19 protein-coding genes are annotated in these 24,628 nt (G+C 57.0%); 9 read left to right on the forward strand and 10 right to left on the reverse strand.

The annotated features are described in order from the left end of the window. The first annotated feature begins 72 nt into the window (after window positions 1-72). Window positions 73-2,979: an RNA polymerase-associated protein RapA gene (rapA, locus tag H5P17_RS00095; protein ID WP_182820654.1), complete on the forward strand. Its 2,907-nt coding sequence runs from the start codon at window positions 73-75 to the stop codon at window positions 2,977-2,979. A 56-nt stretch (window positions 2,980-3,035) separates the two neighbouring features. Further along, entirely contained in the window at window positions 3,036-3,686 is a 651-nt protein-coding gene (rluA, locus tag H5P17_RS00100; protein WP_044554150.1) for a bifunctional tRNA pseudouridine(32) synthase/23S rRNA pseudouridine(746) synthase RluA, read from the forward strand. 44 nt (window positions 3,687-3,730) lie between these two features. Here rluA and djlA read toward each other — a convergent pair whose 3' ends face one another. Then, window positions 3,731-4,552: a co-chaperone DjlA gene (gene djlA / locus H5P17_RS00105; RefSeq protein ID WP_020825180.1), complete on the reverse strand. Its 822-nt coding sequence runs from the start codon at window positions 4,550-4,552 to the stop codon at window positions 3,731-3,733. A 228-nt stretch (window positions 4,553-4,780) separates the two neighbouring features. Here djlA and lptD point away from each other — a divergent pair, with 228 nt between their 5' ends. The 6 genes from lptD to apaH all read left to right on the forward strand — a co-directional run bounded on the left by lptD (window position 4,781) and on the right by apaH (window position 11,542). Then, complete coding sequence (gene lptD / locus H5P17_RS00110) at window positions 4,781-7,144, forward strand: LPS assembly protein LptD (protein ID WP_182820656.1); 2,364 nt, start codon at window positions 4,781-4,783, stop codon at window positions 7,142-7,144. Window positions 7,145-7,209: 65 nt separating this feature from the next. Beyond that, complete coding sequence (gene surA, locus H5P17_RS00115; RefSeq protein ID WP_182820658.1) at window positions 7,210-8,508, forward strand: peptidylprolyl isomerase SurA; 1,299 nt, start codon at window positions 7,210-7,212, stop codon at window positions 8,506-8,508. Then, on the forward strand, window positions 8,495-9,487 hold the full coding sequence (gene pdxA / locus H5P17_RS00120) for a 4-hydroxythreonine-4-phosphate dehydrogenase PdxA (RefSeq protein ID WP_182820660.1): 993 nt from the start codon (window positions 8,495-8,497) through the stop codon (window positions 9,485-9,487). Before surA ends, pdxA begins: the two co-directional genes overlap by 14 nt. Continuing rightward, complete coding sequence (gene rsmA, locus H5P17_RS00125) at window positions 9,480-10,298, forward strand: 16S rRNA (adenine(1518)-N(6)/adenine(1519)-N(6))-dimethyltransferase RsmA (RefSeq protein WP_044554146.1); 819 nt, start codon at window positions 9,480-9,482, stop codon at window positions 10,296-10,298. The genes pdxA and rsmA overlap by 8 nt, the downstream gene beginning before the upstream one ends. Window positions 10,299-10,310: 12 nt before the next feature. Beyond that, window positions 10,311-10,688 (forward strand): Co2+/Mg2+ efflux protein ApaG, encoded by a 378-nt coding sequence (gene apaG, locus H5P17_RS00130; RefSeq protein WP_012005174.1) that lies wholly within the window; start codon window positions 10,311-10,313, stop codon window positions 10,686-10,688. A gap of 2 nt (window positions 10,689-10,690) precedes the next feature. Then, window positions 10,691-11,542, forward strand: coding sequence for a bis(5'-nucleosyl)-tetraphosphatase (symmetrical) ApaH (gene apaH / locus H5P17_RS00135; RefSeq protein WP_044554145.1), 852 nt, complete (start codon window positions 10,691-10,693; stop codon window positions 11,540-11,542). Window positions 11,543-11,581: 39 nt separating this feature from the next. Here the strand turns inward: apaH and H5P17_RS00140 are convergent, their stop codons facing one another. From H5P17_RS00140 to H5P17_RS00155, 4 genes are all read right to left on the reverse strand, one after another. Further along, window positions 11,582-13,471 (reverse strand): PhoX family phosphatase, encoded by a 1,890-nt coding sequence (locus H5P17_RS00140; RefSeq protein ID WP_182820662.1) that lies wholly within the window; start codon window positions 13,469-13,471, stop codon window positions 11,582-11,584. 194 nt (window positions 13,472-13,665) lie between these two features. After that, the gene (gene folA / locus H5P17_RS00145; protein ID WP_020825173.1) at window positions 13,666-14,148 is read right to left on the reverse strand and encodes a type 3 dihydrofolate reductase; all 483 of its coding nucleotides are present in this window, start codon (window positions 14,146-14,148) and stop codon (window positions 13,666-13,668) included. 143 nt (window positions 14,149-14,291) lie between these two features. Further along, a complete protein-coding gene (locus H5P17_RS00150) occupies window positions 14,292-14,756 on the reverse strand; it encodes a threonine/serine exporter (RefSeq protein ID WP_020825172.1) in 465 nt (154 codons plus the stop codon). Then, window positions 14,753-15,553 carry a threonine/serine exporter ThrE family protein gene (locus tag H5P17_RS00155; RefSeq protein ID WP_044554143.1) on the reverse strand — a complete coding sequence of 267 codons (801 nt, stop codon included), beginning with the start codon at window positions 15,551-15,553 and terminating at the stop codon, window positions 14,753-14,755. Before H5P17_RS00155 ends, H5P17_RS00150 begins: the two co-directional genes overlap by 4 nt. 129 nt (window positions 15,554-15,682) lie before the next feature. On the opposite strand from H5P17_RS00155, the gene H5P17_RS00160 reads away from it, so the two are divergent. Continuing rightward, window positions 15,683-16,297 carry a LysE family translocator gene (locus tag H5P17_RS00160; RefSeq protein ID WP_044554142.1) on the forward strand — a complete coding sequence of 205 codons (615 nt, stop codon included), beginning with the start codon at window positions 15,683-15,685 and terminating at the stop codon, window positions 16,295-16,297. Between the two features lie 44 nt (window positions 16,298-16,341). Here the strand turns inward: H5P17_RS00160 and kefC are convergent, their stop codons facing one another. The 5 genes from kefC to dapB all read right to left on the reverse strand — a co-directional run bounded on the left by kefC (window position 16,342) and on the right by dapB (window position 24,606). Further along, window positions 16,342-18,195, reverse strand: a complete 1,854-nt coding sequence (gene kefC / locus H5P17_RS00165) for a glutathione-regulated potassium-efflux system protein KefC (protein ID WP_182820664.1) — start codon at window positions 18,193-18,195, stop codon at window positions 16,342-16,344. Further along, the gene (kefF, locus tag H5P17_RS00170; protein ID WP_044554140.1) at window positions 18,188-18,745 is read right to left on the reverse strand and encodes a glutathione-regulated potassium-efflux system oxidoreductase KefF; all 558 of its coding nucleotides are present in this window, start codon (window positions 18,743-18,745) and stop codon (window positions 18,188-18,190) included. The genes kefC and kefF overlap by 8 nt, the downstream gene beginning before the upstream one ends. 179 nt (window positions 18,746-18,924) lie before the next feature. After that, window positions 18,925-22,149: a carbamoyl-phosphate synthase large subunit gene (gene carB, locus H5P17_RS00175; protein WP_020825167.1), complete on the reverse strand. Its 3,225-nt coding sequence runs from the start codon at window positions 22,147-22,149 to the stop codon at window positions 18,925-18,927. A gap of 16 nt (window positions 22,150-22,165) precedes the next feature. Further along, entirely contained in the window at window positions 22,166-23,314 is a 1,149-nt protein-coding gene (gene carA, locus H5P17_RS00180; RefSeq protein ID WP_182820672.1) for a glutamine-hydrolyzing carbamoyl-phosphate synthase small subunit, read from the reverse strand. Between the two features lie 470 nt (window positions 23,315-23,784). Further along, complete coding sequence (dapB, locus tag H5P17_RS00185; RefSeq protein WP_182820674.1) at window positions 23,785-24,606, reverse strand: 4-hydroxy-tetrahydrodipicolinate reductase; 822 nt, start codon at window positions 24,604-24,606, stop codon at window positions 23,785-23,787. Window positions 24,607-24,628 lie beyond the last annotated feature (22 nt).

Consider the following 24,628-nt stretch of genomic DNA (forward strand, 5'->3'; position numbering starts at 1 on the left):
CGTTTGATACGGGTGCCGCGGCCCTTTCCGCCCGGTAACAAGACTTACTTAAAAGAATCGAGCCGACAATATATGCCTTTTACACTTGGTCAACGCTGGATCAGCGATACGGAAAGCGAATTAGGACTGGGAACCGTCGTGGCACTGGATGCACGCATGATTACCCTGCTTTTCCCCGCAACCGGTGAAAACCGCCTCTACGCCAGAAATGACTCGCCAATCACCCGCGTGATGTTCAACCCGGGCGATACCATCAGCAACCACGAAGGGTGGGAGCTGCAGGTCGAAGAGGTCAAAGAGGATAACGGTCTGCTGACCTATATCGGCACCCGCCTGGATACCCAGGAGAGCGGTGTGGCGATGCGCGAAGTGCTGCTGGACAGCAAGTTGACCTTCAGCAAGCCGCAGGATCGCCTGTTTGCCGGCCAGATCGACCGTATGGACCGTTTCGCCCTGCGTTTCCGCGCGCGTAAATACCAGAGCGAGCAGTATCGCCTGCCGTTTGCCGGCCTGCGCGGCATGCGTGCCAGCCTGATCCCGCACCAGTTGCATATCGCCTATGAAGTCGGCCAGCGCCATGCGCCGCGCGTTTTGTTGGCGGACGAAGTGGGACTGGGTAAAACCATCGAAGCCGGGATGATCATCCACCAGCAACTGCTGGCAGGCCGTGCCGAGCGCGTATTGATCGTGGTGCCGGAAACCCTGCAACACCAGTGGCTGGTCGAAATGATGCGCCGCTTCAACCTGTATTTCTCTCTGTTCGACGACAGCCGTTACTCAGAGGCCAAACTCGACAGCAGCAACCCGTTCGAAACCGAACAGCTGGTGATCTGTTCGCTGGACTTCGTGCGCCGCAACAAACAGCGCCTGGAAGAGTTGGCCGATGCCCAGTGGGACCTGCTGGTGGTGGATGAAGCTCACCACCTGGCTTGGAGCGAAGACGCACCAAGCCGTGAATACCAGGTGATCGAGCAGTTGGCAGAGCACATCCCCGGCGTGCTGCTGCTGACCGCAACCCCGGAGCAGCTTGGCCAGCAAAGCCACTTCGCTCGTCTGCGCCTGCTGGATCCGAACCGTTTCCACGACTACCACGATTTTGTTGCCGAACAGCAAAAATATCGCCCGGTGGCCGATGCCGTCACCCTGCTGCTGAGCGGCGAGCGCCTGGCCGACGACAAGCTGAACCTGCTCGGCGAGCTGATCGACGAACAAGACATTGAACCACTGCTGAAAGCCGCCAACAGCGACGGCGAAAACAGCGAGCAGGCGCGTCAGGAACTGGTCACCATGCTGATGGACCGCCACGGCACCAGCCGCGTGCTGTTCCGCAACACCCGCAACGGTGTCAAAGGTTTCCCGCACCGCAACCTGCACCAAATCAAGCTGCCGCTGCCGACCCAGTACCAGACCGCCATTAAAGTGTCCGGCATCATGGGCGCGAAGAAAACCGTTGAGGCGCGCGCACGCGACATGCTCTATCCAGAGCAAATCTATCAGGAATTCGAAGGCGAGAACGCCACCTGGTGGAACTTCGATCCCCGCGTTGAATGGTTACTGAATTATCTGGTGGCCAATCGCCACGAAAAAGTGCTGGTGATCTGCGCCAAGGCCGCCACCGCGCTGCAATTGGAGCAAGTGCTACGGGAACGTGAAGCCATCCGCGCCGCCGTCTTCCACGAAGGCCTGTCGATTATCGAACGCGACCGCGCCGCCGCTTACTTCGCCTCCGAAGAAGACGGTGCCCAGGTGCTGTTGTGCTCCGAGATCGGCTCCGAAGGCCGTAACTTCCAGTTCGCCAGCCACCTGGTGATGTTCGACCTGCCGTTCAACCCGGATCTGCTGGAACAGCGTATTGGCCGTCTGGACCGTATCGGCCAGATGCATGACATTCAAATCATGGTGCCGTACCTGGAGAACACCGCTCAGGCAGTGCTGGGCCGCTGGTTCCACGAAGGGCTGGATGCCTTCGAACATACCTGCCCAACCGGCCGTACCATTTACGACAGCGGCTACGAGCAGCTGATCGCTTTCCTGGCTTCGCCGACCGAACAGGAAGGGCTGGACGAGTTCATTCACGCCTGCCGTCAGCAGCACGACCAGCTGAAAATACAGTTGGAGCAGGGCCGTGACCGCCTGCTGGAAATGCACTCCAACGGCGGCGAGAAAGCGCAGGCGCTGGCGGAAGCCATTGCCAATCAGGACAACGACGTCAATCTGGTGGGCTTCGCGCTGAACCTGTTCGACATCGTCGGCATCAACCAGGACGATCGCAGCGACAACCTGATTGTGCTGACGCCGTCCGACCACATGCTGGTGCCGGATTTCCCGGGTCTGCCGCAGGACGGCTGCACCGTCACCTTCGATCGCGAACAGGCTCTGTCGCGTGAGGATGCCCAGTTCGTCAGTTGGGAACACCCGATTATCCGCAACGGTCTGGACTTGATCCTGTCCGGCGATACCGGCAGCTGTGCTGTTTCCCTGTTGAAAAACAAGGCGCTGCCGGTCGGTACCCTGCTGGTCGAGCTGGTGTACGTGGTCGAAGCGCAGGCACCGAAGCACCTGCAGCTGACCCGCTTCCTGCCGCCAACGCCAATCCGCATGTTGATGGATCGCAAAGGCACCAATCTGGCCGCGCAGGTTGAATTCGAAAGTTTCAACCGCCAGTTGAACGCGGTCAACCGCCATACCTCCAGCAAGCTGGTCAATGCGGTGCAACAGGATGTGCACGCCATGTTGCAACAGGCGGAAAGTCTGGTTGAAGATCAGGCTCGCGCCCTGATCGAGCAGGCTAAACAGGAAGCGGATGACAAGCTGAGCACCGAGCTGGCACGTCTGGAAGCGCTGAAAGCGGTCAATCCAAACATTCGTGATGACGAAGTGGAAGCGCTGGAGTTCAACCGCAAGCAGGTGTTGGTCAACCTGAATGAAGCGGGATGGCGTCTGGATGCGATCCGTCTGGTGGTCGTTACCCACCAGTAACCCGTGCATGGGGAACTGCGGTTCCCCTTGCCGTTACTCTCAGCGGAGCCAACAAAATGGAACCCTACAATCCCCCGCAGGGCCCGATGCATATCCTGTATCAGGATGAGCACATTATCGTGGTCAACAAGCCAAGTGGCCTGCTGTCGGTGCCGGGACGAGCGCCGGAAAACAAAGACAGCCTGATGACGCGTATTCAGGCAGACTTTCCGGCTGCCGAATCGGTGCATCGTCTGGATATGGCCACCAGTGGGGTGATTGTGGTGGCGCTGAACAAGGCGGCCGAACGTGAACTGAAGCGCCAGTTCCGTGAGCGTGAGCCGAAGAAGTCCTATATCGCCCGCGTATGGGGGCATTTGGCGCAGGATGAAGGCCTGGTGGATTTGCCGCTGATTTGCGACTGGCCGAATCGGCCACTGCAGAAAGTGTGTTTCGAGACCGGCAAAGCGGCGCAAACCGAGTATCTGGTGTTGTCACGCGACGCCGACGGCAGCACGCGGGTCAAACTCATGCCAATCACTGGCCGTTCGCACCAGCTGCGCGTGCATATGCTGGCGCTGGGTCACCCGATCCTCGGTGACGGTTTCTATGCCACGCCAGAAGCCAAAGCCATGGCGCCGCGTTTACAGCTGCATGCACAAGAGCTGCGCATTACCCATCCGGCTTTCCAGACGCCGATGCACTTTCGTGCCGAGCCCGACTTCTGACTGATATAAAGAGGGGCTCAGCGAATACCGAGCCCTCACCTCTTTTACTTAAAGCCTTTCTCGCGTTTGATCAGGTCATAAGCTGCCTGAATTTCCTGCGCTTTCTGCTTGGCCATTTCCATCATTTGCGGCGGCAAACCTTTCGCCACCAGCTTATCCGGATGGTGCTCGCTCATCAGCTTGCGGTAAGCACGCTTGATGGTAGTCGCGTCGTCGCTGCTGCTGACACCCAATACCTTGCAGGCGTCCTCCAGCGTGGGCCCGCGTTGCGCCTGTTGGTAACCGCCTTGCGAATAACCGCCCTGCTGACCACCGCCAAACTGGCGTCCGCCCTCCATCATGCTGAGGAACTGATCGAACTGCGCACGCGAAATGCCCAGCTCTTCGGCTATCACATACAGTACCTGACGCTCGTTAGGATGAAGTGACCCGTCGGCAAACGCCGCCTGGATCTGAATTTCCAGAAACATCCTAATCAGGTCAAAACGGCCAAAGCAGATGCTGCGGAACTGCTGCAGCGTTTCTCTCAGCGGGAACTGACTCTGTTTGCCTTCACGAAACGCCTGCTGCGCCGCGGTACGGGCTTCCCCGTGCAGCTGCAAACGATCCATAAACAGGCTGGCGATCTGAATATCCGCCTCGGTAACGCGCCCTTTTGATTTGGTCAGGTGGCCCATCACCTGAAAAGTGGTGCGGAAAAACAGCGTTTGCCGCGTTTGCTGGTCGGTAAAAAAGCCCCGGCTGCGCTTGTTGCTGCGCGCAGAGTCGATCATATGACCGACAATCAGCCCCAAAACTACACCCCAGAATCCCGCGCCAGCCCAAATGGCCACGATGACCCCGAGCAGTTTTCCCCAATACTGCATATACTCCTCAATTATCATGCCGAAAGCCGACTGCGCCCTTCCGTCTTAGGTAAGGGTTAAGGCGATTTTTCTCAGGATTTGGATTATCATACCTGTCATTTATCTTTGCGCCTATCGACGACGCAAGTAAACGGCCGGATTTAACACTAGCGCAACGCAGATGAGTGATATAGTCTCTGACCGTTTGCCGGACATGACGCCTCTGATGACGGAACACCAAAACCGCGTATGAAAAAAAGTTTCCCAACACTGCTGGCCACACTGATTTGGACGGCACTCTACAGTCAGCACGCGCTGGCTGACCTGGCCGAGCAATGTATGCTTGGCGTTCCTGTTTATGACAAACCGCTGGTCAGCGGCGATCCTAACAGCCTGCCCGTCACCATTCACGCTGATGACTCCCGCGCGGACTATCCGAAAAGCGCGCTGTTCACCGGTAACGTGAATATTGAACAAGGCAACAGCACCCTGACCGCCAAACAGGTGGAATTGAACCAGACGCAGGACGCGGGGCAAACCGAACCGGTTCGCACCGTGACCGCAACGGGTGACGTGCACTACAGCGACAACCAGATCAAGCTGAAAGGCCCGAAAGCCTGGTCGAACCTGAATAATAAAGATACCGACGTCTATGAAGGCGACTACCAAATGGTAGGCCGTCAGGGACGTGGCGACGCTGACAAAATGAAGATGCGCGGCGCCAACCGTTACACCATTTTGGAAAACGGGACCTTTACCTCCTGTTTGCCGGGCGATAACAGTTGGAGCGTAGTCGGTTCCGAAGTGATCCACGACCGCGAAGAGCAGGTCGCTGAAATCTGGAACGCCCGCTTCAAAATTGGCGGCGTACCGGTATTCTACAGCCCGTACCTGCAATTGCCGGTCGGTGATAAGCGCCGTTCCGGTTTCCTGATCCCGAACGCAAAATATGGCAGCAGCAATGGCTTTGAGTTCATGCTGCCGTATTACTGGAACATTGCGCCGAACTTCGACGCCACTATCACCCCGCATTACATGTCCAAACGTGGTCTGCAGTTACAGAACGAATTCCGTTATCTGGTGCAGCCGGGGCTGGGCCTGATGGAGTTCGATTGGTTGCCGGACGACAAGGAATACAGCAAGGACAATCCTGACGACAGTAAGCGTTGGTTGTTCTACTGGAATCACAACGGCGTGATGGATCAGGTGTGGCGTTTCAATGTCGACTACACCAAGGTCAGCGACTCCAAATACTTTACCGATCTGGATTCCAAATACGGTTCGACCACCGACGGTTATGCGACGCAGAAATTCAGCGTCGGCTACGCCATTGATAACTGGGACGCGACCTTAAGCTCCAAACAGTTCCAGATCTACGACGATACCGATCGCAGCAGCTCAGACTCCTACAAAGTTCAGCCGCAGCTCGACCTGAACTACTATAAAGAGGATCTTGGCCCGTTCGATTTCCGCATTTATGGCCAGGCCGCCAAGTTTATCAGCGTCAACCCGTATAGCCCGGACGCCACCCGTCTGCATATGGAACCGACGCTGAGCCTGCCGTTGACCAACGGCTGGGGCAGTATCAATACCGAAGCCAAGCTGCTGGCGACCCATTACCAGCAGGATATTCCTGACGGTTTCACCAACAACTACAAGAACCGTACCGGCAGCGATGCCCCCGATCTCGAAGATTCGGTCAACCGCGTGTTGCCGCAGTTCAAGGTCGACGGCAAGATGGTGTTCGATCGCCCAATGAACTGGTCCGAGGGCTATACCCAGACCCTCGAACCACGCGTACAGTACCTGTATGTCCCTTATCGCGACCAAAGCAACATCTACACCTACGACACCACGCTGCTGCAAACCGACTACTCCGGCTTGTTCCGCGACCGCACCTACAGCGGCCTGGATCGCATTGCCTCACAGAACCGCGTATCGACCGGTTTGACCTCGCGCATTTATGATGACGCGCTGGTTGAACGTTTTAACGTTTCCGTGGGTCAAATCTACTACTTCAGCCGTTCCCGGACCGGCGATAAGACGACGAATTACGACAACAATGACGACACCGGCAGCCTGGCCTGGGCCGGCGACACCTATTGGAAGATTGACGATCGTTGGGGCCTGCGTGGCGGCCTGCAGTATGATACGCGTCTCAATAGCGTCTCATTGGGTAATGCCGTGGTGGAATACCGCCAGGATTCCGAGCGCGTATTGCAGTTGAACTACCGTTACGCTACGCCGGAGTATATTGAAACCGCACTGAACACCAGGCAGGTGCCGGCTTATCAGGACGGTATTTCGCAGGTGGGCGTCACCGGCAGTTGGCCAATCGCCGATCGCTGGGCCGTCGTGGGGGCTTATTACTACGACACCCGTGCCCAACAGTCCGCCGATCAGTTGCTCGGTCTGAAGTACAACACCTGCTGCTGGGCAGTGACCTTGGGCTATGAGCGCAAGATCACCGACTGGAACAACAGCAACAATACCAGCGTTTATGACAACAAAGTTTCATTCAACATCGAACTGCGTGGCCTGAGCAGCGATCACAGTCTGGGCTCCGCGGAAATGTTGCGTTCCGGCATACTGCCTTACCAGCGTGCATTTTGATACTTTGTAACACTTTGAAAACGAGAACTTTCACCCGCATTTGCGGATTACAGAATGGGAAAAGTATGAAGAACTGGAGAACGCTTATTCTCGGATTGGTGGTTTGTGCCAATACCGCGTTCGCAGCACCCCAAGAAGTGGATAAAGTCGCCGCCGTCGTGGATAACGGCGTGGTACTTGAGAGCGACGTAAACACCCTGTTGCAGTCGGTGAAGCTCAATGCGCAGCAGGCCGGTCAGCAATTGCCGGATGACAAGACCCTGCGTCACCAGATCCTTGAACGTCTGATTATGGATAACATCCAGCTGCAGATGGCCAAGAAAATGGGGATTAACGTCTCCGATGCCGATCTGGACAAAGCCATCGGCAACATCGCCGCGCAGAACAAAATGAGCATCGATCAGATGCGCAGTCGTCTGGCGTATGAAGGCCTGAACTACAACACTTACCGTTCACAGATCCGCAAAGAAATGCTGATCAGTGAAGTGCGCAACAACGAAGTTCGCCGCCGCGTCACCATCCTGCCTCAGGAAGTAGACTCACTGGCTACCCAGGTTGGCGCTCAGAACGGCAGCGACACCGAAATGAACATCAGCCACATCCTGATCCCTCTGCCGGAAAACCCGTCGCAGGCGCAGGTTGACGATGCTGAAGCCCTAGCTAAAAAGCTGATGGGCGAAATCAACGGCGGTGCCGACTTCGGCAAGCTGGCGATCTCCTACTCTGCCGATTCCCAGGCGCTGAAAGGCGGCAACATGGGCTGGGGCAAGCTGCAGGAGATCCCTACCCTGTTCGCTGAAAGACTGGTTAACGCCAAAAAAGGCGAAGTGGTTGGGCCAATCCGTTCCGGCGTAGGCTTCCACATCCTGAAAGTGAATGATATCCGCGGCGCCAACCAGTCTGTGTCGGTTACCGAAGTTCATGCTCGCCATATTCTGCTGAAACCTTCCGTAGTGCTGACCGACGATCAGGCGCGCGCCAAACTGCAGGCGGTAGCCGAAGCTATCAAGAGCGGTCGCGCCAAGTTTGCTGACGAAGCCAAACAGCTTTCTCAGGATCCGGGTTCTGCACTGCAGGGCGGCGATCTGGGTTGGGCTTCTCCAGACATCTACGATCCGGCCTTCCGAGACGCGTTGATGAAGCTGAGCAAAGGCGAAGTCAGCCAACCGGTGCACTCTTCCTTCGGCTGGCACCTGATCCAGCTGCTGGATACGCGTCAGGTGGACAAAACCGATGCGGCGCAAAAAGATCGCGCTTACCGCATGTTGTTCAACCGCAAGTTTGCTGAAGAAGCGCAGACCTGGATGCAGGAACAACGTGCTCAGGCTTACGTGAAGATCCTTGACGGTAATGCACAACAATAATCGTATCGTAATCACCCCCGGCGAGCCTGCCGGGGTTGGGCCGGATTTAGTGGCAGCGCTGGCGCAACAGGATTGGCCTGTTGAACTGGTGGTGTGCGCGGATCCGGCCTTGTTGCTTGAACGCGCCCGACAGTTGAACCTGCCGCTACAGCTGCGCACCTATCAGCCACAGCACCCCGCTCAGCCACAGCGTGCGGGTACGTTGACGGTGTTGCCGGTTACGACGGCTCATCCAGTGGTGGCCGGTGAGCTGAATGTGGGTAACAGCGCTTACGTGGTGGAAACGCTGGCGCGCGCCTGCGACGGTTGCCTAAACGGCGAGTTCGCTGCGCTGATCACCGGCCCGGTGAACAAGAGCGTGATCAACGACGCCGGAGTGCCCTTCATCGGTCATACCGAATTCTTTGCCGATCGCAGCGGTTGCGAGCGCGTGGTGATGATGTTGGCGACCGAAGAGCTGCGCGTGGCGCTGGCAACCACCCACCTGCCTTTGCTGGCGGTGCCTGGTGCCATCACTCGCCAAAGCCTGTTTGAAGTCATCCGCATTCTCGACAATGATCTGAAAACCAAATTTGGCATCGCCCAGCCGCAGATATATGTTTGCGGACTGAACCCGCATGCGGGAGAAGGCGGCCATATGGGACGCGAAGAGATAGATACCATCATCCCGGCGCTAGACGCGCTGCGTACTGAAGGTATTCATCTGATCGGCCCGCTGCCGGCGGACACCCTGTTCCAGCCCAAGTATCTGCAACATGCAGATGCGGTGCTGGCGATGTATCACGATCAGGGTCTGCCGGTGCTAAAATACCAAGGGTTCGGCCGGGCGGTAAACATTACCCTCGGTTTGCCTTTTATCCGTACCTCGGTCGACCACGGTACCGCTCTGGAACTGGCCGGCACCGGCACCGCCGATGCCGGCAGTTTCAAAACGGCCTTGAATCTCGCCATTAAAATGATAATTAATTGTAATGAATAATAAAGTCCACCAAGGGCACTTTGCCCGCAAACGCTTTGGACAGAACTTTTTAACCGATCAGTTTGTCATCGATAGCATTGTTTCCGCCATTCACCCGATGCCGGGTGAAGCCGTGGTGGAAATCGGTCCCGGCCTGGGCGCACTGACCGAGCCGGTCGGCGCACGCATGGACCGCATGACGGTGATTGAGCTCGACCGCGATCTGGCGGCTCGTCTGGCAAACCATCCGCAGCTGAAAGACAAACTGACCATTCACCAGCAAGATGCCATGACGGTGAACTTTGCCGAAATGGCCGAGCAGGCAGGCCAACCGCTGCGCGTATTTGGCAACCTGCCGTACAACATCTCGACGCCGCTGATGTTCCACCTTTTCAGCTATACTCAGGCCATTCGCGACATGCACTTTATGTTGCAAAAAGAGGTGGTCAACCGCCTGGTTGCCGGCCCTAACAGCAAAGCCTACGGGCGCTTAACCGTGATGGCGCAGTACTACTGCAACGTTATTCCGGTGCTGGAAGTGCCACCAGCTTCGTTCACTCCGGCGCCGAAAGTGGATTCCGCAGTGGTACGTCTGGTACCGCACAAGGTAAATCCAAATCCGGTGGGTGACGTGCGCATGCTGAGCCGCATTACGACTCAGGCGTTCAACCAGCGCCGGAAAACTGTCCGCAATAGCCTGGGGGATTTGTTCACTCCGGAGCAACTGACGGAATTGGGTATCGATCCGGTACTTAGAGCAGAAAATATTTCTGTGGCGCAATACTGTAAGCTGGCTAACTGGCTTTCAGCCAATCCCGCGCCGCAGCAATAAGGAGTAGTGATCATGATTGATTCGCCTCGCGTATGTATTCAGGTACAAAGTGTCTATGTGGAATCACAGTCGATACCTGAGGAAGAACGTTACGTCTTCGCTTATACCATCACCATTCGCAATTTGGGGCGTTTCAACGTGCAGCTGCTCGGCCGTTACTGGTTGATCACCAACAGCAATGGCCGTCAAACCGAAGTTCAGGGCGAAGGCGTGGTCGGCGAGCAGCCGCTCATTCCGCCCGGGGGCGAATTCCAATACACCAGCGGCGCCATTCTTGAAACGCCGTTGGGTACCATGGAAGGCCATTACGAAATGGTTGATCATCAGGGTCAGCCGTTCCAGACCGCTATTCCCGTGTTCCGCTTAGCCATTCCAACGCTGATTCACTGATTATGTCGACATATCTTATCGGCGACGTTCATGGCTGTTTTGATGAACTCAAGTCGCTATTGGCCCAGGTTGCCTTCGATCCCCAGCATGACCAGCTGTGGCTGACCGGCGATCTGGTGGCGCGTGGCCCCGGTTCGCTGGACGTGCTGCGCTACGTGCGTTCGCTCGGGCCGGCAGTCCGCATGGTGCTGGGCAATCACGATCTGCATCTGCTGGCCGTTTACGCCGGCATCAGCCGCAATAAGCCCAAAGATCGCATCACGCCGCTGCTGGAAGCCCCGGATGCCGATGAGCTGATCAACTGGCTGCGCCGCCAACCGGTGCTGCAGGTCGATGAGCAACTCAAGCTGGTGATGGCACATGCCGGCATCACGCCGCAGTGGGACATTGAAACCGCGCAAATTTGCGCCCGCGAAGTGGAAGCCGTATTGAGCAGCGACAGCTATCCGCTGTTCCTCGACGCCATGTACGGTGACATGCCGAACAACTGGAGTCCGGAACTGAGCGGGTTGGCGCGTCTGCGTTTCAGCACCAATGCCCTGACGCGCATGCGTTACTGCTTCCCGAACGGCCAGCTAGATATGATCTGCAAAGACGCGCCAGGCACCGCGCCTGCTCCGCTGAAACCCTGGTTTGAATTGCCACGATTGGTTGATGCCGATTACACCATTGTTTTCGGTCATTGGGCATCACTGGAAGGCAAAGGCACGCCGGCAGGCGTTATTGGCCTGGACACCGGCTGTTGCTGGGGGGGCGATCTGACCATGTTGCGCTGGGAAGATCGGCAGTACTTTACCCAACCGGCCCACCGCAGCGATCTGTCCGACAGCGTTCATCAACAGGCCGCGTCATAATCCAGCCGGGGCGGTCAATGCCGCCCCGCTGTTTTCTTCTTAAGCCCCAATCACTCCACCGTCTTCACGCGTAATCATCAATACGGATGAACGCGGACGCGGGCTATTGTTCGGGAAATGAGAATCACCTTCTTCACCCGGGTGCTGTACGTTGACGAACATCGTCTTGTAATCGGGGGTAAAGGTAATGCCGGTCAATTCGCATGACTTTGGCCCGACCATAAAGCGGCGGATTTCGCCGCTTTGCGGATCGCCCACCAGCATTTGGTTATTGCCCTGCCCGGCATAGTCGCCCTTGTTGCTGTATTTACCGTCGGTGAGGATCCACAGGCGACCGGTCTTATCAAAGCCCAGACCGTCCGGACTGTTGAAAGTATTGTCGGCCGTGATATTTGGCGTGCCGCGATTCACGCCTTCCGGATGGGCAATCGGGTTACCGCACAGCGCGTAAATATCCCAGTTGAACGCCGCCGCCGTGGCATCACCGCCTTCATCCCAACGGATAATCTGGCCGTAGACATTGTTCGGACGCGGGTTAGCGGCATTCAACGGCATGCCTTCTTCACCCCGTTTGCTGTTGTTGGTCAGCGTGCAGTAGGCGCGCCCATCATGCGGGTTGACGGCGATCCATTCCGGCCGGTCCATTTTGGTCGCCCCCACCTGCGCCGCAGCCTTGCGGGCGAAGATCAGCACTTCCGCCTCATCGCGGAAGCCATTTTCCGGCGTCAGGCCATTTTTACCGAACTCCAGCGCTATCCAGCGCCCGGTACCTTTCAGCGGTGTGCCGCCGGCGTCCCCGTCAAACTGCGCCACATATAAAGTGCCTTCATCCAGCAGGCTGCGGTTATTGGCCGGGTTAGCCACGTCAACCACGCCTTTGGAGACGTATTTATAGATGTGCTCACCACGCTCATCGTCACCCATATAGACCACTAGGCGACCATCCTTGGCAACGGTTACCGCCGCATTTTCATGTTTGAAGCGGCCCAGCGCGGTATGCTTGATTGGCGTTGAGGCAGGATTCATCGGGTCGATTTCGACGATCCAGCCATGTCGATTGAATTCATTAGGGTTCTCCGCCACGTCAAAGCGCTCGTCGTAATCCGGCCAGTTACGCTCAGGTTCGCTGACTTTCAACGTATAGCGTTTTTGATCCGCCGTGGTCTTGTAGTCGGCCTGCTGAGTGCCGAAATAGGTATCGAAATTCTCTTCGCAGGTCAGGTAAGTGCCCCAAGGGGTTTTCCCGTTGGCGCAGTTGCCGAAAGTACCCAAAACCTTGCCACCGCTAGGATCCGCCGCCGTTTGCAGCAGCGCGTGCCCGGCCGCCGGGCCACTGAACTCCATCTCGGTGTTGGCGGTGATCCGGCGGTTGTAACGCGATGGTCGCTCGACTTCCCAGCGTTGGCTATCACCCACACGGCGTACCGCTACAATAGAAACGCCATGGGCAGCCTGTGATTTGCGTACGTCTTCAAGACTGGTGGCTTTGCTGCCGCCGTGGGCAAACAGGTATTGTTCGTTGACGTATTCGTTGTTGATGGCCATCACGCCGTGATTGTCATCAATCGGGAAGAAGCTCATGCCGTCATTATTATCGCCGAATTGCTTTTCCTGATCGGCGGCACTGTTGTTGCCCTGCGGGTCGAAAGCGGCAGCCCCCTCAACCAGCGGCTCACCCCAGGAGATCAGCACCTCGGCGCGATAGCCTGGCGCGATCGCCACCTCATCGGCGGTGGAAGCGGCAATCCCTTTAAAGCCCAGCAGCTTGTTCGGTGGCAAATCTTCCGCCAGAGCCTGAGCGGAAACCGTCCAAATACCGCCGCCGAGGAAACCGGCCAGGCCAACGGCACCGGCGCTGCCCAGCAACAGTTTACGGCGAGTGGGATCGGTCAGGCGATCGGCATCTAATTGCTCAATTTTGGTCGTCATGGGTTTATTTCCTTTTTAATATGGCGCCACGATCGAGATTCACCAGAGTTGCCGGGGCGCTCAGAGTTGGGCTTCATACTAATCAGGAAGTGTGACGAAAATGTTACAAAGAAAAGTCAGGGAGAGGCCGGGCGTAAAAAGACAAAGGGCGCAATCACTTGCGCCCTCAGAAGGATAGGGTTAATCACCGGCCATTAACGGCGTTCCAGGATCTCGAAGCAATAGCTGTGAGAATTCAACTCGTCGGCATCGTGGAACTCGCTGAACGAGGTTTCCCATTCGTCCGGCTCATAGTCTGGGAAATGGGTGTCACCGCCGACTTCGGCATCGATATGCGTCAGGTACATACGGTTAGCGCGTGCCAGGAACTGGGTATAAATACGCCCGCCGCCCATCACCATCACTTCTTCCACATCACCGGCTGCGGCCAGCGCTTCGTCCAGCGAAGTCGCCCAGGTCACCCCGGCGTCAGTGCCAGGACGGCTGCTTAAAACGATGTTATGGCGGCCCGGTAATGGGCGACCAATAGACTCGAAGGTTTTACGGCCCATAATAACCGGTTTATTCAGCGTGTTACGTTTAAACCACGCGAGGTCCGCCGGCAGGTGCCAAGGCATGGCGTTTTCCATGCCAATAACGCGATCCGCCGCCAAGGCAGCGATCAGGCTGATAATCATTGTTAAACCCTGTGTAGGCAGCAAAATTGCTCACACTATACGTAAAGCCCCAACGGTCGTCGATAGGCTAATCAAGCAATATGAATATATAAGATAGCTCTTATCAGTATATCTAATACCCAACAATTTTTGGCCCATGCTCCTTAAACGCCAGGACGTTTGCGGTATAACCACAGCCCAGGCAATGACAGCCCAATCGATAATGCCCCCACGATAAAGCAGGCCTTGAGGAAGTTGGTCATCATGGTGGCCATCAACGCCTCGCTGTAACCCAGATGCGAAATCTCCACCACGCTGATCATCGCGGTATAGGCGGAGATACCGGGGAACATCGGGATCACTGCCGCCACGGTAAACACCTTCGGATGCGCCAGCAGCCAGCGCGACCAATAAATACCGATGATGCCAATCAGGATCGCCGCCAGCAGCGATGACCATTCAATGTTCATCCCCACATGCATCATCAGCATGCGGGAGCCGTGGCCAATCGCCCCCAACAGCGCACAATAGCGCAGAGCGCGCAGCGGCACGTTGAACACCATGGCGAAGCCCAACGCCGGCACCGCCGCCAGCAGCATATCTTGCAATAAGGCCCAGAGCAGACTCATGACCACCCCCGCAGATCCCAAAGCGACATCGCCATCACCACGCCGATACAGGTGGCCAGCGTCAGCAGGCTGGCCATCGCCCAGCGCGCCAGCCCGGTATTGACGTGGCCCTTGAACATGTCGGCCACGGCGTTAATCAGTGGGAAACCGGGTACCAACAGCAATACGCTGGCGGCCATCGCCACGGTGGAAGTTTCGTTAAACACCGGCAGCCGCAGCAGCAGCCCGGAAACCGAGGTCGCGACAAAGGCCGTCAGGCAAAAGTTGATCAAGGGATTCATGTGGCGTGCGGTCAGCACCTGACGCACCGTCATCGCCAGACCGCTGGCAATAAAGGTGACGGCAAAGGCCTTTTGATCGCCCCCGTTCAGCACGCTGAAACAACCGCATGACAGCGCCACCATCAATACCACCAGCCAGCGTGGATAACGCAACGGGCGGATCTTGTCGAAGCGCCGGGCAACGTCATGCACATCCGCCAGCCGATGCTCCGCCAAAATAACGATGTGCTGCACCTCCGTCACCATCTGCATATTGATACCGCGATCGACGTTCTTGCGCGTAGTAGTCAGACACTCACCGTTGCTGATGGTCGTCAGCACTACCGCATTGGCCGAGATTGAACTTTCAACGCTGTCCATCCCCAGCGCTATCCCCAAACGGGTCGATAACTGCTCAACCACCGTGCTCTCGGCGCCGTGCTGCAGCAACAGCAAAGCGCACTGAATGCACAAGCGGGTAATTTCACGCTGCTGCCGCTGCGCTTCCGGCAGATCTATGTGGGTTGTCTGATGCATGAGGCTCCGTCGTGATCCCTGAGTGAATATTCATCATATTGCCAAACATTACCTCATTTGGTTGATGCGTATCAGGGGACGTGGCGTTATTATCGCCTCCATTACGCCTTTTGTGCAGAGAGTCAAATCATGCTTGAAACTTCGCTGTTCGTCGCCGGCATCGCCACCCTGGGTATGCTGTCACCCGGCCCGGATTTTTTCCTGGTGATCAAGAACGCCGCCCGCTATCCGCGTCTGGCCGCGATGATGACGGCTTTCGGCGTGATCTGCGGCGTCGCCACTCACATGTCTTACTGCGTCGCCGGGCTGGCGGTAGTGATCACCACCACGCCATGGCTGTTCAACGTGCTGAAATACGCCGGTGCCGTCTACCTGATTTGGGTCGGCATTCAGGCGCTGCTGTCGCGCAGCGGCAGCAAGATGAACGTCAGTAATCTGCCGCAGCAGCAAACAAGCCTGAAAAGCGCCTTCGTACAGGGCTATCTGTGTAACCTGCTTAACCCGAAAGCTACGCTGTTCTTCCTGGCGGTGTTCACTCAGGTGCTGCAGATCAACTCCGGGCTGGGCGAGAAACTGTGGTATGCGGGGATTATCCTTGGTCTGTCTGCACTCTGGTGGCCGGTTCTGGTGTTCCTGATCCAAAGCGGACCGGTGCGTCGTGGCCTGGAGAAAACGCAAAAGGTGGTGGATAAGCTGCTGGGCGGGATGCTGATTGCTCTGGGTATCAAGGTGGCGCTGAGTTAATTCGCGCCATCGTGGGCGCAGCCCGGCGGCTGCGCCCATTAGGCTTATCCCTTGGCTTCCACCACTTCATCTTCCGGCGCTTTGCCATCAATACTGCCACGCCACCCACTCTGCGGTACCCGCGCCAACCGATCCTGCTCCTGTTCGATGGCGGCACTGAGCATTTCTTTCGCCCGCTGCAGGCTGGCAACGCGGAATTCGGTATCCTGATAATTATCCAGCGTATCCTCCAGCATTTTCAGGTTATAGCGGCGGAAAGTATCCGCTTTTTCCCGCGCCTCGTAGGCGTCCAGCCCCAGCAACTCCAGCGTCTCACGACCAATGCGCAACGAACTTTCAAAGGTTTCACGCTCCGGCTTTTCCACGCCTAACTGACGCAGCTGATACCAGTGATCGACATCACGCGCACGCGCAACCACTTTCAAGTGCGGGAAGTGCCGTTTGGCCAACTCGGTCAGTTGCAGGTTAGCCTCCACGTCGTCGATGGCGTTGATCAACACCTTGGCGTGCTCGGCACCAGCGGCCTCCAGCAGATCGGCGCGGGTGGCATCACCATAAAACACTTTGGTATCGAACTTACGCAGCGTTTCAATATGGTCAGGATCGTGATCCAACACCACGGTATGTACGCCGTTGGCCAGCAGTAAACGGCCGGCTATCTGACCGAAGCGACCAAACCCGGCGATGATCACGCTGGCATTATCTTCATCAATCACATCCGCCGGGCGTTCGTCTTTCGGCGTATTTTTCTCGAGCCGTGTTGCCACCACCAATAGCAGCGGCGTCGCCGCCATCGACAGGGCAACCGCCAGCGTCAATGATTTGGCCCAGTCTGGCGGCAATACTCCGGCCAGTTGAGCGGCGCCGAAGATCACGAAGGCAAACTCACTGCCCTGACCCAGCAGGATCGCGAACATGCCGCGTTGACGCTTCGGTACCCCAAGCCAGGGGCCAATCAGCCACAACAGCGCCGCCTTGATCAGCATAAAGCCCAGCAGCAGTGAGGCGATCAGCAGCGGGTGATGGAACAAGGTACCGAAGTCGATCGACATGCCAACGCCGATAAAGAACAGCCCGAGCAGCAGCCCCTTGAACGGCTGAATATCGCTTTCCAGCGCATGGCGGTATTCAGAGCTCGCCAGCAGTACCCCGGCGAGGAAGGCGCCCATCGCCATCGACAGCCCGGCCATTTCCAGCAGAATGCCAAAGCCGAACACCAGGAACAGCGCCACGGCGCTGAAAACCTCACGCATGCCCGATCGCGCGACAAAATGCAGCAGCGGCCGGGTCACATAGCGCCCCAGCAGTACCACTATTGCCAGCGCACCCACCACTTTGGCCGCTGAAAGGGAAAACGCCGCTAACGTAGTAGTGGCACCGCTGCTGGCCAGCAGCGGGATCATCGCCACCAGGGGGATCGCCGCGATATCCTGGAACAGCAGTGCCGCAAACGCACTGCGGCCAATCGGCGACGGCGTCAGGTTTCGCTCGCTCATCGCCTGCATGGCGATGGCGGTGGATGACAATGCCAGCGTCAGGCCAATCAGCAGCGCCACCTTCCAGTTCAACCCGAGGAAATAGCAAAAGGCGCTCAGTGCCAGTCCACATGCCGCCATCTGAATAATACCGCCGCCAAACACCGAGGCGCGTAGCGTCCACAGCCGTTTTGGATCCAACTCCAGGCCGATGATAAACAGCATCAGCACCACGCCAATCTCGGCAAAGGTGAGGATCGACTCCGCATCGGAAACCAGCTTCAGCCCCCAGGGACCAATAATGCAGCCGGCAATCAGGTAGCCCAATACCGAGCCCAGCCCGAGCCGCACCGCAATCGGCACAAACAACGCGGCCGATCCCAAATAGATCAGCCCCTCAATCATCATCTGGTGATTATCCATGCTCAACTCCCTGTTCGGCGGGCTCGCTGTGTTCCATCAGATAGGCTACCAGCCGCCGGCGGTAGGCTTCCCCAGCGGCAATCAGCGCCGGTTCATTGCAGGTAAAGGTGTTATGCACGGCAAAATACGGTTGCCAATGCATACCGCAATACAGCGCTGTCGCCTGCAGCGGCTGCCCCAGAGCAGCGAAGTTGGGGTAATCGCCCAGCTCGAAATGGTGTTCATCGCCACCGCTGGTCACTGCCCACAGCACATCCTTGCCCACCAGGGCATTACCTTCATGGCCATAGGCCCAGCCGTGCTCCAGCACCTTATCGATCCACAATTTCAGCAGCGGCGGTTGGCTGTACCATTGCATCGGATGTTGCAGCACCACCAGATCGGCGCGCTCCAGTGCCCGCTGTTCAGCGTTGATATCGATGTTGAAGTCGGGATACAGCTCATACAGCGAGCGCACCTCCACCTCGGGAATATCCTTCACGGCCTGTAGCAGGCGGTGATTGGCATGCGAATGCCGGGGATAGGGATGGGCGTAAATAATCAGAATCATTGTTGTCGTCGTTCCTTCGTTCCATGCCAATACATCAAGCATATACCAATCGCACAGGGTGACAGTTTGCTGAATGATTGATAGCGGAAATTTCTAATTCACGACAACAAATTCACTGAACAAGTTAAAAAATAAGGGCGCTGCAATAGCAGCGCCCTGGAGCTTACGGCATCATCGAATTACTTGGTGATACGCGCATGCAACTCCTGCACCGATGTCACCTGTTCGGTCGGATCCGCTTTTAGCGCCATCGCGGTGGCAAAGCCGCCGTTCAGGGTCGTATCGTAATGCACCTTGTACTGCAATGCGCTACGACGGATCAGCTTGGAGTCCTCAATCGCCTGGCGACCGGCGGTGGTGTTGACGATGTAGGTGTACTCGCCATTCTTGATACGGTCCTGAATGTGCGGACGGCCTTCATGCACCTTGTTGACCAGGCGTGGGTTAATCCCCGCCTCGCCCAGCACCACGGCAGTACCGTGAGTGGCATCCAGCTCGAAGCCCTGTTTCAGCAGGCTTGCCGCCAGATCCACCACCCGGGCCTTATCGCCCTCACGCACCGACAGCAACGCACGGCCCTGTTTTTTCATGCCTGACTGGCTGCCGAGCATCGCCTTGGAGAAGGCCTCGGCGAAGGTACGGCCCACGCCCATCACTTCCCCGGTAGAGCGCATTTCCGGCCCTAAAATCGGGTCGACGCCTGGGAACTTGTTGAACGGCAGCACCACTTCTTTTACCGAGTAGTAAGGCGGGATGACTTCTTCCGTCACGCCCTGCTCAGCCAGGGTTTTGCCTGCCATCACGCGCGCGGCCACTTTGGCCAACGGCACGCCGGTAGCCTTGGAAACAAACGGCACGGTACGCGCGGCACGTGGGTTGACTTCAATCAGGTAAACTTCATTGTTCTTCACGGCGAACTGCACGTTCATCAAGCCGCGCACCTGCAGTTCAAACGCCAGTTTCTCAACCTGCTGGCGCATCACGTCCTGAATTTCCTTGCTCAGGGTGTAGGCCGGCAGTGAACAAGCCGAGTCACCGGAGTGCACGCCCGCCTGTTCAATGTGTTCCATGATGCCGCCAATCAGCACCCGCTCGCCGTCGCAGATGGCGTCGACGTCGACTTCTACCGCGTCATCCAGGAAGCGATCCAGCAGCACCGGGGCGTCGTTGGAAACGCTGACTGCGTTTTGGAAGTAACGGCGCAGGTCAATTTCGTCGTAAACGATCTCCATCGCCCGACCGCCCAGCACATAGGAAGGACGTACCACCAGCGGATAACCGATTCCGGCCGCTTTCTCTACCGCCTGCTCAATGGTTGCCACGGTGGCGTTGGCCGGCTGTTTCAGGCCCAGACGGTGTACCGCCTGCTGGAAACGCTCACGGTCTTCGGCGCGGTCAATCGCGTCCGGGCTGGTGCCGATAATAGGGACACCTGCGGCTTCCAGTTCACGCGCCAATTTCAGCGGCGTCTGGCCACCGTATTGCACGATCACGCCTTTCGGCTTCTCGATGCGCACGATTTCCAGCACGTCTTCCAGCGTTACCGGCTCGAAGTACAGACGGTCGGAGGTGTCGTAGTCGGTAGACACGGTTTCTGGGTTACAGTTGACCATGATGGTCTCGTAACCGTCTTCGCGCAGTGCCAGCGAGGCATGCACGCAGCAGTAATCGAATTCGATACCCTGGCCGATACGGTTTGGCCCGCCGCCCAGCACCATCACTTTCGGACGGTCGTTGGTCGGGTTGGACTCGCACTCTTCTTCATAGGTGGAGTACATGTAAGCGGTGTCGGTGGCGAATTCCGCCGCGCAGGTGTCCACACGCTTGTAAACCGGGTGCAGGCCATAGCCGTGACGCAGCTTGCGGATTTCGCTTTCTGCGACGCCGGCCAAGGTGGCCAGACGCGCATCGGCGAAGCCTTTGCGCTTCAGGGTGCGCAGGAACTCTTTCGTCAGGCCGTTGATGCCGGTACCGGCAACCTGCTCTTCCAGACGCACCAGCTCTTCAATCTGCACCAGGAACCAGCGGTCAACATTGGTCAGGTTGAAGACGCCGTCAACGGACAGGCCGGCGCGGAAGGCGTCAGCGATGTACCAGATGCGGTCAGAACCAGCGTCTTTCAGCTCGCGACGGATTTTGGTCAGCGCTTCCGGATCATCCAGGCTCACTTTAGGGTCAAAACCGGTGGCGCCCACTTCCAGCCCGCGCAACGCTTTCTGCAGCGACTCTTGTTGGGTGCGGCCAATTGCCATCACTTCGCCGACGGATTTCATCTGGGTGGTCAGACGGTCGTTGGCACCGGCAAATTTCTCGAAGTTAAAACGAGGGATCTTGGTCACGACGTAGTCGATGGACGGTTCAAACGAAGCCGGCGTACGGCCACCGGTAATGTCGTTCATCAGCTCGTCGAGGGTATAACCCACCGCCAGCTTGGCGGCGATTTTGGCAATCGGGAAGCCGGTGGCTTTTGACGCCAGCGCCGAAGAGCGGGATACGCGCGGGTTCATTTCGATGACGATCAAACGGCCGGTTTTCGGGTTGACCGAGAACTGCACGTTGGAACCGCCGGTTTCCACGCCGATTTCACGCAGTACCGCCATCGAGGCGTTACGCATGATTTGGTATTCTTTGTCGGTCAGGGTTTGCGCCGGTGCTACGGTGATGGAGTCGCCGGTATGGATCCCCATGGCATCGAAGTTTTCGATCGAACAGACGATGATGCAGTTATCGTTCTTATCGCGCACCACCTCCATCTCGTACTCTTTCCAGCCGATCAGCGACTCGTCAATCAGCAGCTCTTTGGTTGGAGACAGGTCCAGACCACGCTCACAGATCTCTTCGAACTCTTCGCGGTTGTAAGCGATGCCGCCACCGGTGCCGCCCATGGTAAAGGAAGGGCGGATGATGCACGGGAAACCGACGTCAGCGGCCACCGCCAGCGCTTCTTCCATATTGTGCGCAATGCCGGAGCGCGCGGTGTCCAGGCCGATTTTTTTCATCGCCACGTCGAAGCGACGACGGTCTTCCGCTTTGTCGATCGCGTCAGCGGTAGCGCCAATCATGGTCACGCCGAACTCGGCCAGCACGCCCTGACGTTCCAGCTCCAGCGCGCAGTTCAGTGCGGTCTGGCCGCCCATGGTCGGCAGCACGGCATCCGGACGCTCTTTTTCGATGATTTTGCGCACCACTTCCCAGTGGATTGGCTCGATGTAGGTCGCATCCGCCATTTCCGGGTCGGTCATGATGGTGGCCGGGTTGGAGTTGACCAGAATGACGCGGTAACCCTCTTCGCGCAGCGCTTTACACGCCTGGGCACCCGAGTAGTCGAACTCACACGCCTGGCCGATAACAATCGGGCCAGCGCCGAGGATCAGGATGCTTTTTATGTCTGTACGTTTTGGCATTTTTTACTGCTCCTGATTATTTGGCGTTAGAACGGTAAGTCTCGATCAGTTCGATAAAGTGATCGAACAGCGGCGCGGCGTCGTGTGGGCCCGGGCTGGCTTCAGGGTGGCCCTGGAAGCTGAACGCTGCTTTATCGGTGCGGTGGATGCCCTGCACCGTGTGGTCAAACAAGGATTTGTGCGTGACGCGCAGTTCGGCCGGCAGATTGTTTTCGTCTACCGCAAAACCATGGTTCTGCGCGGTGATCATGACGCAGTCGTTATCCAGATCTTTTACCGGGTGGTTACCACCGTGGTGACCTAGCTTCATCTTCACGGTTTTCGCGCCGCTGGCCAAAGCCAGCAACTGGTGGCCGAGGCAGATGCCAAACACCGGAATGTCGGTTGCCAGGAACTGCTTGATGGCGGCGATGGCGTAATCGCATGGCTCCGGGTCACCCGGGCCGTTGGACAGGAAAATACCGTCCGGATTCATTTTCAAGACTTCATCCGCCGGGGTCTGCGCCGGCACCACTGTCAGGCGGCAGCCGCGATCCACCAGCATACGCAGAATATTGCGCTTGGCGCCGAAGTCATAGGCCACCACGTGGAACGGCAGCTCAGAGGCCGGTTTGGCTTCCGGCAGTTCGCCTTCAAGCGTCCAACTGCCCTGCTGCCAGCTGTAGGCTTCCTGGGTGGTGACTTCTTTCGCCAGATCCATGCCTTTCAAACCCGGGAAGGCTTTGGCCTTCGCTAACGCCAAGGCGGCATCCGGCGTGTCGGCGGCGATGATGCAGCCGTTCTGTGCCCCTTTCTCGCGCAGCAGACGGGTCAGCTTGCGGGTATCGATATCGGCAATCGCCACGATGTTGTGACGCTTCAGGTAGTCAGACAGGCCTTCTTCGTTGCGGTAGTTGCTGGCAATCAGTGGGAGGTCGCGAATGACGAGGCCTTGGGCGTGTACAGCGGAGGATTCTTCGTCGGAAGCATTGGTGCCGACATTGCCGATATGAGGATAAGTAAGAGTAACGATCTGGCGGGAGTAGGAAGGATCAGTGAGGATTTCTTGATAACCGGTCATCGACGTATTGAAGACCACTTCCCCCACTGCCGTACCCTCTGCCCCGATGGCCCGACCGTGGAATTGGGTTCCGTCTTCGAGAACCAATAGCGCTGACTTAATCAAAACACCCTCCAAGGAATAATCAATCACAATATTTGCATATTAATTCAGATATCGAGATCTAAATCAATGCAAAAACCGCCCTCAAGGTCAATTTTTGGCAAATTGGGCGCATTTTAATGATGAGTGCTCCGCTTGTCTACCCAAAGCGCCATTTTTTCTCTTATTTTTGCACTTCTCGGCGTTTAATGAGGTTAGTAGCCATAAAAACACGTCTAAACTCGGGTGAGTAAACGGTTGCGAGCGCTAAAGACAGAAAATCACCATTCTGCAGGCATTTTTACGAGCGAGGGATACGTCAGAAGGGACAAAAGCACCACAAAATAAAAGTTAACTACCTAAAACAAAGAAAAACTAACAAAAACAACTTAAAACACCTATTTATCATGTTAAAAAAAAGGACAATAAAATTATTGTCCGTTAATCATAGCATTATGATTAATACAGCCACATCACGATGGCATACAAATCAATTACAACTGGTCTAAATTGAGCACGTCACGCATATCAAACAGACCTTTATCATGGCCTTTAAGCCATATCGCAGCCTTAACTGCACCACTGGCAAAAGTCATGCGACTGGAGGCCTTATGGGTGATTTCTACCCGCTCACCGATGTCGGCGAACATGGCGGTGTGCTCACCGACGATATCGCCGGCGCGAATAGTGGCAAAGCCAATGCTCTTCGGATCGCGTTCACCTGTATGACCTTCACGCGCATACACCGCGCACTCTTTCAGATCGCGCCCCAGCGCACCGGCAATCGCCTCGCCCATCGCCAGAGCCGTGCCCGAAGGGGCGTCGACCTTATGACGATGATGCGCTTCAACAATCTCAATATCGGTATAGTCGCCCATCACCTGCGCGGCTTTTTCCAGCAGTTTTAACACCAGGTTCACGCCGACGCTGAAGTTGGCGGCGAAGACGATGCCAATCTGCTCAGCCGCGGCGCGGATGGCCTCTTTGCCCGCATCATCGAAACCGGTAGTACCTATCACCACGGCTTTTTTGTGCTCGACGCAGAAAGCCAGGTACGCCAGGGTGCTTTCCGGACGGGTGAAGTCGATCAGAATATCGAAATCGTCGGCCACTTTTTCCAGGCTGTCGCTGACGGTTACGCCCAGCGCACCAATGCCCGCCAGTTCACCGGCGTCGGTGCCAATCAGGCTTGAGCCAGGACGCGATACTGCCGCACCCAAAACCACGCCCTGCGCCTGATGTACGGCCTGGATCAATTGGCGGCCCATACGGCCGCCGGAACCCGCAATCGCAATGCGGATGGGTGAATCAGTCATGCTTGCTCTCTTGTTGATTTAA

The sequence above is a fragment of the Serratia sp. OS31 genome, from assembly GCF_014164835.1.
Lineage (GTDB): Bacteria > Pseudomonadota > Gammaproteobacteria > Enterobacterales > Enterobacteriaceae > Serratia > Serratia liquefaciens_A.